The organism is uncultured Cytophaga sp., assembly GCF_937863595.1.
Taxonomy (GTDB): Bacteria; Bacteroidota; Bacteroidia; order Cytophagales; family Cytophagaceae; genus Cytophaga.
The window spans coordinates 1-13,765 of record NZ_CALMGQ010000167.1 but is presented as its reverse complement, the minus strand read 5'-3'; the positions used below and the strand labels follow the sequence as shown (position 1 = coordinate 13,765).

The 13,765-nt window shown below is 34.6% G+C and carries 9 protein-coding genes; 3 read left to right on the top strand and 6 right to left on the bottom strand.

Annotated elements, in window-relative coordinates:
- Positions 1 to 125: 125 nt before the first annotated feature.
- From Q0543_RS14760 to xseA, 4 genes are all read right to left on the bottom strand, one after another.
- A complete protein-coding gene (locus tag Q0543_RS14760) occupies positions 126 to 1,460 on the bottom strand; it encodes an ammonium transporter (protein ID WP_299254760.1) in 1,335 nt (444 codons plus the stop codon).
- Positions 1,461 to 1,797: 337 nt separating this feature from the next.
- Positions 1,798 to 2,325 carry a DUF1572 family protein gene (locus Q0543_RS14755; protein ID WP_299254759.1) on the bottom strand — a complete coding sequence of 176 codons (528 nt, stop codon included), beginning with the start codon at positions 2,323 to 2,325 and terminating at the stop codon, positions 1,798 to 1,800.
- Between the two features lie 59 nt (positions 2,326 to 2,384).
- Positions 2,385 to 2,570 (bottom strand): exodeoxyribonuclease VII small subunit, encoded by a 186-nt coding sequence (gene xseB, locus Q0543_RS14750; protein WP_299254757.1) that lies wholly within the window; start codon positions 2,568 to 2,570, stop codon positions 2,385 to 2,387.
- Positions 2,560 to 3,723 carry an exodeoxyribonuclease VII large subunit gene (gene xseA, locus Q0543_RS14745; RefSeq protein ID WP_299254756.1) on the bottom strand — a complete coding sequence of 388 codons (1,164 nt, stop codon included), beginning with the start codon at positions 3,721 to 3,723 and terminating at the stop codon, positions 2,560 to 2,562. The genes xseB and xseA overlap by 11 nt, the downstream gene beginning before the upstream one ends.
- A gap of 501 nt (positions 3,724 to 4,224) precedes the next feature.
- Here xseA and Q0543_RS14740 point away from each other — a divergent pair.
- Positions 4,225 to 5,388, top strand: coding sequence for a T9SS type A sorting domain-containing protein (locus Q0543_RS14740; protein ID WP_299254755.1), 1,164 nt, complete (start codon positions 4,225 to 4,227; stop codon positions 5,386 to 5,388).
- A gap of 182 nt (positions 5,389 to 5,570) precedes the next feature.
- Here the strand turns inward: Q0543_RS14740 and Q0543_RS14735 are convergent, their stop codons facing one another.
- Complete coding sequence (locus Q0543_RS14735; RefSeq protein WP_299254753.1) at positions 5,571 to 6,032, bottom strand: Lrp/AsnC family transcriptional regulator; 462 nt, start codon at positions 6,030 to 6,032, stop codon at positions 5,571 to 5,573.
- Positions 6,033 to 6,195: 163 nt separating this feature from the next.
- On the opposite strand from Q0543_RS14735, the gene metE reads away from it, so the two are divergent.
- Together metE and Q0543_RS14725 are read left to right on the top strand one after the other, a co-directional pair.
- On the top strand, positions 6,196 to 8,523 hold the full coding sequence (metE, locus tag Q0543_RS14730; RefSeq protein ID WP_299254750.1) for a 5-methyltetrahydropteroyltriglutamate--homocysteine S-methyltransferase: 2,328 nt from the start codon (positions 6,196 to 6,198) through the stop codon (positions 8,521 to 8,523).
- A 199-nt stretch (positions 8,524 to 8,722) separates the two neighbouring features.
- On the top strand, positions 8,723 to 13,021 hold the full coding sequence (locus Q0543_RS14725; protein ID WP_299254747.1) for a T9SS type A sorting domain-containing protein: 4,299 nt from the start codon (positions 8,723 to 8,725) through the stop codon (positions 13,019 to 13,021).
- An 82-nt stretch (positions 13,022 to 13,103) separates the two neighbouring features.
- Here Q0543_RS14725 and Q0543_RS14720 read toward each other — a convergent pair whose 3' ends face one another.
- The gene (locus Q0543_RS14720) at positions 13,104 to 13,247 is read right to left on the bottom strand and encodes a lmo0937 family membrane protein (protein ID WP_299254744.1); all 144 of its coding nucleotides are present in this window, start codon (positions 13,245 to 13,247) and stop codon (positions 13,104 to 13,106) included.
- Between the last annotated feature and the right edge of the window lie 518 nt (positions 13,248 to 13,765).

Genomic DNA, 13,765 nt, shown 5'->3' with positions numbered 1-13,765 from the left:
ATATGAAGCTTTATAGATACTATCTATCGCGAAGTACAAAGAAAAAAGGAAGCTTCATGCTTCCTTTTTAAAATTCAGAAATACTATTACTATGATTTTGAGACCAAATATTACAGCTTCCTTAATTATTTAATTAAATCCACTATTACAAATTTTTCATTATGCTGCGTAATATCCAAACCCATCGCTTCTTCTTCTTCCGTAACGCGCAAAGGCGATATTTTATCCGTAATCATCAATAGAATGTAAGAGCCTACTAAGGAATATACTACTACGATACCCATAGCTGCAAGATGTTTGAAAAGTAAATCTGTTGTGCCATCTACAAAAAAACCTTGTTCTAACACGCTAGTATTTACAGCAGTTGTTGCAAATAAGCCAGTCATAACCATACCCGTCATACCCCCTACTCCATGACATGGAAACACATCTAATGTGTCATCAATTTTATTCGTTTTAGAAAGTAACTTAACTGCAAATGCAGAAATAATACTAGCTATAGTTCCTATAAATAAGGCTTGAGAAATCGTTACAAAACCTGCTGCTGGAGTTATTGCAACCAAACCAACCACAGCACCAATACAAAATCCCATAGCGGATGGCTTTCTACCTCGTGCTACTTCAACAAACAACCATGCAATACCAGCGGCGGCGGCGGCAATATTGGTCGCAGCAAAAGCAGAAGCAGCTAAGGGCCCAGCAGATACTGCAGATCCTGCATTAAATCCAAACCAACCAAACCACAACAAGCCTGTACCTAAAAGTATGTAAGGAATATTGATGGATGTCGGATGGTTTTTATCTTTCCGTTTTCCTAAATATATCGCACCGGCCAAAGCTGCACAACCTGCAGAGATGTGGACTACCGTACCACCAGCAAAATCCAATACCCCCCACTTAAATAGAAAACCGTCTGGATGCCATGTCCAATGAGCAATTGGTGCATAGATAAATAAGCAAAACAAAATCATAAATAATACATAGGACGTAAATCGGATGCGTTCCGAAAAAGAACCTGTAAAAAGTGCAGGTGCAATCACAGCAAATTTTAATTGAAAGAATGCAAATAATATAAAAGGAATGGTAGCGGCACTTGCCCAAGGTGTATGTTCCAACACACCCTTAAACATAAAGAAGGTTAAGGGATTGCCAACAAAACCATGAAAGGAATCTCCAAAAGCAAGACTAAACCCTACTACTACCCATAAAATACTGATAACGCCCATGGCTACAAAACTTTGCAACATGGTAGAAATAATATTTTTGGGGTTTACCATACCACCATAAAAAAATGCTAGTCCAGGTGTCATTATTAAAACCATGGCAGATGCTGTCAGCATCCAAGCAATATCTCCAGAATCAAGTCCTTCTGTTGCGATGGATTTTGGATACCCTGGGAAAACAAATGCTAGCGCGCAAACTGCTAGAAGTACAATAAGTGGCGCAAATCTCTTTAACATGAAAATACGAGTCGATTATTCGGTTTATTGATAGATTAAAGTGGTTATTCTTTAATTATGCATCAAAATTAAACTCATTTTGTCAAAAAACAATACTATAATTGAAAAAATGGATAAAAATAAATGATCTAATAGCATATTAATACTATTTAAACTAAAAATACTTCTTCTTTAAATGCAATTATAAAAAAAATTAATACTTCACAGATAAGAATTTAAAAATACACAAAGAATGATTGCAAACGATTTAAATGAAAGGCAGTGCGATGTAAATAATGTGCCCATGATCAAAATGACATACAACTAGCAGCACCTAATTTATTAATTACAAAAACTGTTATGGCTTAGCTTTTGAAAATATATTAGAATTATACTGTACTGATTCTCCCTTTGGAATGGATAGGCTGAGCCAATTTTCACTTGTCATTTTACCAAGTTGCACAATTTGACCTATATGATAGGGATAATGGGCAAGTTGCCTATTAATTGCTTCGTATACGGTATGGCTTTGATTTCGTATAGAAATAAATTTATTCAAGTCTTCTATATTAAGTCCATTCAATGCTACAAATAAACAATCCCAACCGGTTTTCCACATGTGCATTAAAGCGATTCTGTCGCACACCTTATTTTCAAATTCAGTATCTCTATTCCGCCAATCCTTTTCTCCATCTGATGTTAAAAAATCAGTCCAACGCGATTGCATATTACCCGACAAATGTGTTACAATTATACCCACACTATTGCTTTCAGAATTAAATTGCCAAAAAAGTTTATCATCAGGGATCAGCGCAATTGCTTTTTCACCTATAACCTTATAGTTACTAAATTCCTTTTTTATATTTTCAATATAACCTTCTTGCATGACGGTATGCGTTTAAATTTATTTCATAAAAAACGTCTTTTTAACGGTAGTTTAAACTATTATTTTAATACATCGCGCACATCTCCTTCAATCGTTCGCAGTGAAGCTTCGCATACTTTGATCAGTTCATTGGCTTGTGCAACTTTTTCGGTAAGAGTATCGAGCATGATGGAATCGTCTTCGATCTGTTCTACAATTTCTTCCAATTTTGTTAGTGCTTCGGTATAGGATAATTTATTTTCCATTTTTTTTCTTTTTAGTAACGGTTGTAACTATTGTCTCTTTATCAAATTGAATGTCAATGCTTGAACCAATAGCAATATCGGCCGGATTGGTAATAATCACACCTTCCATTTTTACGATTGCAAAACCTTTTTTTAAGATCGTAAGCGGATTGGATGCTTTCACAAAGCGTTTGATTTCTTTTAAATTATTTTTCGCATTCGTGAATAAGGTGTCTACCGAATACAGCATGCGATCTTTCAATTCAACAATGCGCTGTTCGTATTGATAGTTTCGTTGAATCAAAACGTTAGCCACTTTTGTGGGTGTTTTTTCTTGTCGCGCCATTAAATCTACAATACTGGTATTGCGATCGTGACCAATTCCTGTTAGTATTGGAATTGGAAAGGAAGCTACAGTGCGAGCTAATTCGTAGGCATCAAAAGCTTTAAGATCAAGCTGAGAACCACCTCCCCGAACAATGGCAACCACATCGTATTTGTCTTTTTGGGCTTCAATTAATAGTAGTTTTCCTAAAATAAATTCGTGCGCTTTATCACCTTGTATTTGCGTTACAAACTCTTCTACGCGAAAGGCATATCCAAAGGGATTGTTTATGAGCTCTTGCTTGAAATCGCGCTGTCCGTCTGATTCTGGAGCGGTGATTAATGCAATGCGCTGCACCACCGTTGGTATCGGAAGTGATTTGTTATAGGTATAATATTGTTCGCCAACAAGCTTTACATGATCCGGATTTTCTTTTACCAAGCGATCCAAGGTTTCTTGTCGCTCTGCTTCTAATTTTCCAAGCGTGTAGGCATAATCAATTTCTACAACTTCTAATTTTAAACCCCAACGTTTATGAAACGTTACTTTTACTCTGCAGGTAATTTCTAAGCCATCTTTAAAAAGTTGTTTGGTTTCTTTTTCAAACTTTTCAATGAAGGCATAGCCTGCCGTCCAGAAGACTGCACCAATTTCTGCGGTAACATTCTTTCCTTCTTTTTCAATAAGTTTTAAATAACACCAACGCTTATCGGGCTTCTTATTTACATCGCTTATTTCGGTTGTAACCCAAAAGGTATCGCCGTAAAATGTTTCGTTCAAGCAATCTTCTATTTCTGAAATAAATTCGGAGAGACGAATGCTTGGTATGGATTTGTTGATGATTTTCATTTTAAATGCATCTCTTTATATTTTACAATATAATAAAAAGGAAGAACCAAAGAGGGCTTAGTAATAAGAATATATAAACAACCGACAATATTCTAGATTCAATTGAGAATGATTTCCATTCCATTACACTTTCTTTAATACACTCTAAACACAATATATCAAACTTCCATCAAATCGGGATCGCCGGTGAATATTTAATCTCATTAATTACAAAAATACTGTGTGCACTACCAATATTTTTATAGAGCTCGAAATATTGTAACATGCTACTGCCTCTAAGATTGTACAAATTTTTTGAACGATTTTATTTAGGTAGTATACCATTTTAACGAAACGTTGCAGAAATCTGTAAATCCGAACATTGACTTTTGAACTAAATTATCACCTGCAAATATGACGCACCGACTATTTTTCTGGTTACAGGTTACCTATTAACTTTTTATTGTATAGAACAGATATAATTGCCAAAACTATTCTTTTTACTTTTAAACCGTTTTTCAAATGAAACTCAAAACAGCTACTCTATTTATTTCACTTTTCTTTTTATCTCTTTTAAATTCTTTTTCACAGACAAGTTACACAACAGAAGTTATTAAAGGTCCTGCAAACAATCCCATATTTAAGATTATACCTGAAGGCCATTACGAGTGGTACAGTTCAGAAAGTAGTGCTGTTAAATTGAATTCTTATGATACCAGTTTTTATAGTGCAAATTCAGGCGAATACATTGTAGGTCCAACTGCTGAGTGCGCTTCTGGTAATGTGTGTATGTATGCAGTAGATCTTGCAGGCAGAAGAGGCATCATGCGCCCGCTTCAGAAATTATCTGATCTATCCACTATTTGCACTGTTGAAAATACAACGAAAGGATTTTCTTTACTGATTGAAACCTTATCCGATAGCGTTTCTTTAGACACGCTTCAAATTATTCAGCCCTCTATTTCATACGTATTGAGTAATACACAAAGTTATCAGTTATTAATTAAAGAGAATGACCCTACTGGCTCTTGGTGTCCAGGTTGTACCACAAATTCAAACGGACCAGGCCCTTTACTCGCAACCATACCTGCGGTTTCCAAAGATAATATTCCCAATACCAAACAATTTATTAAAATACCAGTAAACTATTTATTTTTAACTGCTGGCAAGTATTGGATTGATTTACCTTATGACAATAACTCACTATTTGTACATTTAGATTGCAATCTCAATATGATTTCAGGCACTGATTTATGGGAGATACCTCAGCTTGATGATTCTACGATACCTCTTGCTAAAGCAATTGCTTCACAAAATTCACATGCTCAGTTTGGACAGTATGGAGCATTTTTTAATATGCAATTTACAAATAGAAAAAAATGTATTTCCGCGAATGGTTGTTCACGCATAAAAGTGGAAGGCCCAAATCCCTTAATAAGTACGCCAATAAAAAAAGCAATTGATAATTCTATCATTGTTTATCCCAACCCCTCAAGCGATCGGTTGTTTGTGCGAGCCGACAATGAAGTTGTCATGCGTATAGAAATAACTTCTATGGAAGGCCATTCATTACTAAGTGTTTCTGATGTAACTGAATTGCCTACATCAAATATACAACCAGGAGTATACCTTGTAAAAGTGACTACTCAAAATACAATTTTAATTCAGAAGATCGTTATTGAATAACGTTCCTAATCCAATAATAAAATTCCTATACCGGAATTCTATTATTGGTGTCTATCATTTTGCAGTCTTTGGTTGCTTGTTTAATAAAATAACACAGAGTCAAAGACTGCAAAATAAAAGACACCAGTTACACTAAAACTAGCTACAGCGTAGGTTTACATACTCATAAAACGTAATCTAAATTATATCGGGATGGCCGTAGAATGCTTAATCTCCCCGATCACAAAAATACTGTGTGCACTACCGATATTTTTTATGGAGCCCAAGCCATTCATTACAAAGCTTTGATAATGCGGCATGTCTTCCACCAATATTTTTAACATAAAATCATACTCACCCGAAATATTGTAACACTCTACTATTTCTGGAATCGCACAAATTTCTTCCACGAATTTTTTACCGATATCTGTTGTATGTTGTTTTAACGATACGTTACAAAAGACGGTTAAGCCTCTTTTTAATTTTTGATTATCAAGTATGGCAATGTATTTTTTAATATAGCCTTCGCGCTCCAAGCGCTTTACACGCTCATATATTGGCGTAGTTGTTAAATGTAATTGATGCGCCAATTCTTTTGTGGTGATATGTGCATTCTCTTGTAAAGAACGCAAAATGGCTAAATCGATTTCGTCTAAGGCTTGCATAGGGATTTTTTCTAAAAGAAGGATTTAATAGCAGTATTTTTAGCTGAATTTTCTTAAATATGAGCCAATTTAGTAATTATTACTTAATATTTTTAAATATTATGGAATATAATTCTACTAATATACATTTGCAAAGAAATATAATCTAACAACAGCACACCTTATGATTGCACACAATTTAGGCTACCCACGTATTGGGAACAACCGAGAACTTAAAAAAGCATCCGAGCAGTATTGGGCGGGTACCATCACACAACAGAAGTTACAAGATACTGCAAAGGCTATTCGCACCAATAATTGGCTTACACAAAAAGAAGCAGGTTTGGATTTGATTCCTTGTAACGATTTTTCATTTTACGATCAAGTATTGGACATGTCTTTTATGTTCGGGCTCATACCCGATCGTTTTTCTCCTTTATTACAAAAGAAAGATCTTACCGAATTAGATATCTATTTTGCAATGGCACGTGGTTACCAAAAAGATGGATACGATATCACTGCAATGGAAATGACAAAATGGTTTGATACCAATTATCATTACATCGTTCCCGAATTCAAGAAAAATCAAAAGTTTTCTGCCATTTCTGATAAAGCGGTACGTGAGTATACTGAAGCAAAAGCACTTTTAGGAAAAGCCGCGAAACCAGTATTGTTAGGACCTGTAAGTTATTTATTAGCAGGCAAAGAAAAAGAATCAGGCTTCAATCGTATTGAATTGTTGGATCAATTATTACCTGTTTATTTTGAACTCGTTAAATCACTCGAATCAAGCGGCGCTGAATGGATTCAATTAGATGAACCTTTTTTGGTGATGGATCTTAGCGCTCAAGAACGTAAGGCCTACGAAACAACATATACAGCATTAAGTAATTTGTTCCCTTCGTTAAAATTTATTGTTGCAACTTATTTTGAATGCACAGGTACGAATATTGATTTGGCTTCTAAACTTCCTGTACATGCATTGCATCTAGATCTAGTACGTTGCCCATCTCAGTTAACTGACATTCTTACGCCTGCATTTATTGCATCTAAAACACTACTATCATTAGGACTAGTAGATGGTCGGAACGTTTGGAGAAACGATTATGCAAAATCAAATACATTTATTACCAAAGCAATTTCTGCAATTGGTAAGGACCGGATTTTGATAGCACCGTCTTGCTCCTTATTGCACGTGCCGTGTGATTTAGAAAACGAGAGCAATACACAAGTACTTACTCCTGAAATTAAAAATTGGATGGCGTTCGCCAAACAAAAATTACATGAAGTGGGCGCATTAAAAAAATTAAATACTGCAGCTTTACAATCGGAAGAGTTGGAATTGCTACGCGTAAATACTGCAGCAATTGAAAATAGAATTACGTCTAAATTAATTCACAAGCAACATGTAAAAGAACGTGTTAAAGCAGTTCAGCCAAAAGATTCAAAACGTTTAAATACGTTCGCTACTCGCCAACAGATTCAAGAAAAAGCATTAAAACTCCCTTTGATGCCAACGACAACGATTGGCTCTTTCCCACAAACAGATGAAGTACGTGCAAATCGTGCGAAATATAAAAAGGGTGATATCAGCATAACGCAATACGAAGACTTTGTAAAAACAGAAATGACGAAGGCGATTGAATGGCAAGAAAAAATTGGCATCGACGTATTGGTTCATGGAGAGTTTGAACGCAATGACATGGTTGAATATTTTGGAGAGCAGCTTGAAGGGTATGTATTTTCAGAAAATGGTTGGGTACAGAGTTATGGTTCTCGTTGTGTAAAACCACCCATCATCTATGGTGACATCGAGCGCGCACATCCAATGACCGTTACATGGACAGCACTTGCGCAATCGCTTACAAAAAAATACATGAAGGGAATGCTTACAGGACCTGTAACAATATTGCAGTGGTCTTTTGTGCGTGATGATCAACCACGTAAAGATACCTGTATGCAATTGGCTTTAGCTATTCGCGATGAAGTAGTAGATTTAGAAACCGCTGGTATTAAAATTATTCAGATTGACGAGCCTGCTATTCGTGAAGGTCTACCCTTACGTAGAGAAAACTGGGAAGCGTATTTGAATTGGGCTGTTGAATGTTTCCGTGTATCTGCATCTGGTGTAAAAGATGAAACGCAAATTCACACACACATGTGCTATTCTGAATTTAATGATATCATTAAAAATATTGCAGACATGGATGCAGATGTAATCACCATCGAAACCTCTCGTTCACAAATGGAATTACTCGAGGCCTTTGTGGACTTTAATTATCCGAATGAAATCGGACCAGGTGTGTACGACATTCACAGTCCGCGCATACCTTCAACAGATGAGATGATTGACTTGTTAAACAAAGCCATGAACGTACTGCCTGTTCGAAATATTTGGGTAAACCCCGACTGTGGATTGAAAACACGCAGATGGCCAGAAACAGAAGCAGCCTTGATAAATATGGTTGCAGCTGCTCAGCACATTCGCAAAGAAATTACAGCTGTTGTATAAAACAAAAAGCTCCCATCCCGATAAATCGAGACGGGAGTTTTTTTTATACATATACGTTTAATTAAGTATTCTTGGTTTTGGGATGCATTAAGTATGTTTTGATATATAATACTTTAAAATTAAAAATCCCTTAAATTTTCTTATTTTTATATTTAAATTCAATTTTTTATATTTATTTCTAAATTTAAAACCTCTTCAAATGCACAGCTTATTAAAACGCATTCTAGTATTTATTTCATTAATACTCTTTTTCAATTTCCAATCTTTTTCTGTTAATATTCATAACCTACATACTGGATCATTTACCGGTCCTAATCAAGTAACTCCTGGAATGACCTTTGATATGTACTATGATTATTATAGAACTAATTTCAATGGTACAACTTCAAACATCACCTTTGCAATCTCTACGTATATTTCAGAAGATCAAATTTATCAACCCGGGGTAGATATCTTACTCGCAACTAAAACAATAGTTAATTTACCCCCAACAACTATTGAGAATGGAGGCGTTGTTTATAATGTTACATTCCCTTCCAACCTGACAATGCCTACCGGCAGGTTATATTATATTACAATATTAGACGTAACAAATGTTATCGTAGAAAGTGACGAAACGGATAATATTAGTTCTTCGCCGTTTTATTATACAAAGCCAGGAACAGATGCCGCAGCAATTAGTATTACTAATACTAAAAGTGAATATACTAGTTCACAACCAATAATAACTCTTGATGCAACAATCATAAATTCAGGATCAACAGATTTATCAAATTTAGAATATGCTGTAATTATAGGAACAAATGCCTCCGATATTTCACAATCTGTTTATAGTAAAAAATATACCATACCTACTATATCTACTTCAAAGATTGAGATGATTCAAACTCAATTAGTGGATTTATTTCCATTAAATCTACCCAATGGAAATTATTTTATTTTCTTACAAATTGACCCAGATAATATTTTAACAGAAACTAATGAAACCAACAATATAAAGTCTGTTCCCTTTGTATATACCAATTCACCTGTTGATCCGAATCCTATTTTTCTAATGAATACTTCTGGACACCAAACCATACAAACCTGTAATGCCCTATTATATGATGATGGTGGCCCAAATGGAAAAGCATCTTATGGAGTAAATGGGAAATTGAAAATATATCCTTCAGGAACTAATAATAAAGTAACCATTACTTTGAATAACTTAGATATATGGGATTTTGATGCTTTATATATTTATGACGCAGCATATGGAACAACACCTGTAAGAACATTCAAAAAAGATTCACCCTTAAATACAATAACTTCAACTTACACTTCTAAAGCTTTAGATGGAGCAATTGAAGTTCAGTATGTGACAGACCCATTTTCAAATTATCCAGGATTTAAAGCATCCATAACATGCACATACGAAAATCCTTCTCTTACTTCTCAATCAATAACATTTAACACGTTACCTACCAAAACAATGTTGGAAAGTACATTTACGTTATCTGGAATTGCAAGTTCCAATCTGGCTGTTTCATACCAAAGCACAAATAGTGAAGTTGCAACCATTACAAATAATATTGTAACAATTGTTGGACCGGGGACAACAAGCATAATTGCATCACAAGCAGGAGACGCTTCATATAAAGCAGCTGTAGACGCCATCCAAATACTTACAGTTACGAAAGAAAGTCAAACTATAACATTTGATCCATTTACACCAACTGTTCGTTTAAATGACCCAAATTTTAATGTTACAGCAACATCTAGTTCAGGTTTACCTGTTACATTTGTTAGCAGTAATACAAACGTAGTTACTGTAACAGATAATAATACCATCACCATTATTGGTGCTGGTACAGCTACAATAACAGCCCAACAAATAGGTAACAATATTTATACCCCCGCAACATCTGTTGTAAAAACTATTATTGTTTCAAAATTAGATCAGCTTATTACCTTTGATAATATTGATAAAGTTTTTGGTAATGCTGCCTTTACACTTACTGCATCCGTAAATTCAGGATTACCTATTACGTACAGCATTTCAACTAATACGGCAGCAACACTTTCAGGCAACACAGTAACAATTATTGCTGCAGGAACCGCATCCATCACTGCTACTCAGGCAGGTAATAGTATATATAATGCAGCAACTGTAACAAAGATTCTTACCGTTGCAAAAGCACCACAAACAATTTCATTTGCTGCATTATCAGAACATGCCATTGGTGATCCAGCATTTACATTGACTGCTATTTCTTCCTCTGGCTTAGTTGTTACTTTCATCAGCAACAATACTTCTCTTGTTTCTGTTTCTGGAACTACTGCAACAATTCTTGGGCAAGGCATTGCAACACTTTCAGCACAACAAGCTGGCAATACCAATTATTTACCAGCAACAGATGTAATTCGTACACTTGTTATTGATAAAACAACTAAAATTTCATTTGATTGGGCAAAGGTAACAACGCTTGCGGGGAACGGAACCAGAGGAACCCTCGATGGAACTGGCACTGCAGCAACGTTCAGTACCCCCTATGGAATCGTATGTGATAAATCAAACAATGTTTATGTAAGTGACCAATATAGTGGCTTGATTAGAAAAATTACTCCTGCAGGAGAAGTAACTACTTTAGCAGGAAGCACATCAGGCTTTGCAAATGGGACTGGCTCTGCAGCCAAATTTGACTGGCCTTCAGGTATGACAATTGATACAGCGGGTAATATTTATGTAGCAGATCAAAACAACCATCGTATCAGAAAAATTACACCTGATGGTGAAGTAACCACTTTTATGGGTACTGGTACCAATGACTCTGCTAATGGTCCACTATCAAGTGCTACAGTAAGCTACCCTACTGAAATCACAATTGATGCACTCGGAAACCTTTACGTTGGAGCGGCTAACAGAATCCGAAAAATTACTCCTTTAGGTAATGTTTCCACTTGGGCTGGCTCAGGAAATCAAGGATTTGGAAACGGGACCTCTACAAACAGTGCTGTTAAATTTCTAGGAATATCAGGATTAACTGTTGACCCTTCTGGAAACGTATTTGTTGTAGATGCCAATACACGTGTTAGAACAATAACTCCTACTACAGTTGTTGTTAGCACGTATGCCGGTTCTACAATTGGTTACATTGACGGTCCATCTGCTTTAGCAAAATTTGCAAGTCCACGCGATGTACTTTCGGATGCCTCTGGTAATATATTTGTTGCCGATGTGAGCAACGATCGTATCCGTTTAATTTCAACGGATGGGTTAGTAAGTACAATTGCTGGAAACGGAGGAGCTGCTTATCCTGATTATTTAGGAGCAAATGCAATATTGTATGGACCAACTGCAATGTGTCTAGATAAACTAAATAATTTATATGTTACAAATCAATTTAGAAATACTATAAGTAAAATTTCTCCAGTAGGTCTAAGTCCATTCAAAACAGCTTCGAGTTCAGCTTCTGATGTTCAATTATTCTATGTAAGTGGAAACGATCTTACAGAAAATCTACTTGTTACAGCACCTATCGGATATGAAATTTCATTCGATCAATCTACTGGGTTTGCAAATTCTCTTAGCGTGATTCAAAGTGCAGGTATTGTAACTTCTACTCCCATTTATATACGTCTATCTGCTACTGCAATAGCAGGCAATTACAATGGTACAATAGACATTTCATCCGCTGGTGCTTATAATAAGTCTTATACTGTAACTGGAATCATTATTGATAAAATAAATCAAACAATAAGTTTTGAACCAATAGATAGTAAGAAAATCAATGATACTAATTTCAACTTAACGGCAACAGCTTCCTCTGAACTTAACGTCAGTTATGTTAGTTCAAATTTAGACGTTGCAATAGTTACAAATAATATAGTTACAATTACAGGTGCTGGAACAACAACGATTACTGCATCACAAATTGGCAATGAAAATTATAATGCTGCTTCCGATGTTTCGTATGAATTAACTGTTTCTAAATTAGATCAAATAATTTCTTTTGAAATTTTATCTCCTAAAAATACTGGTGATGCTGATTTTAATTTAACTGCAATCTCATCTTCAGGACTACCCATAAGTTACACAAGTTCTAATACTGCCGTTGCTACAACAAACAATAATATTGTAACCATTGTAGGAGTTGGAACAACAAGCATTACAGCGATGCAAATTGGCAATGAAAATTATAACGCAGCAACTTCTATTTTGCAAGATTTAATAATATCTGGAACATCTACAGGTATTGATTACATTCAAACAAAAAACATTGAGTTGTTTCCTAACCCATGTTCAGATAATTTACATATTCAATCTAATTTAACTCAAACTGGAAACTGTAAGGTAAATATATATTCGATTCAAGGAGTTTTAATAAATACGCAAATTCTTAATAAAAATAATACCAATATTTTATCCATTGCTGATTTAGTTTCTGGCACTTATATTATTGAAATATTTAAAAATAATGAATTACTAATTAGAGAAAGATTAATAAAAATTTTATAGAAAATATAATACATTCCCCAATAACAAAAAACTCCCGTCCGATAAATCGAGACGGGAGCTTTTTACTTATCTCCTATTGGTTTTAACCTCGTATTACTCGTAATAAAACTGCTATAACAGCTATAATTAGTAAAATATGAATGATGCCACCTTGGTGAAAACCAAGAAAGCCAACCAACCATGCAACAATAAGTATTACTGCAATTAAATAAAGTAAATTTCCCATAATATTTTTTTGTTTAAGGTTTTGAAAAAATTCTATATATAATATAGATATTTAAAATGACATTTCAATATGAGTCATTTCACATTTAAATAAATGAGCTATATTGAAATCCGAAAATTCAAAATCAAATCATCATGCTAAATACAATGTATTGGTGCTACAAGTACTTTAAAGGTAAATAAAGGCATACTTTGTTCCATAGCCTGTTCATTACCTGATAAATATTGTATACTTATTCCAAAATATAAACCTTACAATAATTTTAAAACTATTGTAGGGTTTAGTATGATGTTCTTTTAAATAATTTGTAGAACCATTAGAAATTGGACTGACTACTTTGCAAATAGTTAATTTATTGGATCGTTAATTAAAAATACCTTACTATTAAAATTTTAAATACAATTAGCAAAATAAAGATTAAAGAGAATAGCAACAAATCTTTCTTTTTCCTTTTCCAAAAATCTTGTTTATCTGAAAATATTCTATCCAACACAAGTTTATTTTGTGCCCTTTTTTCT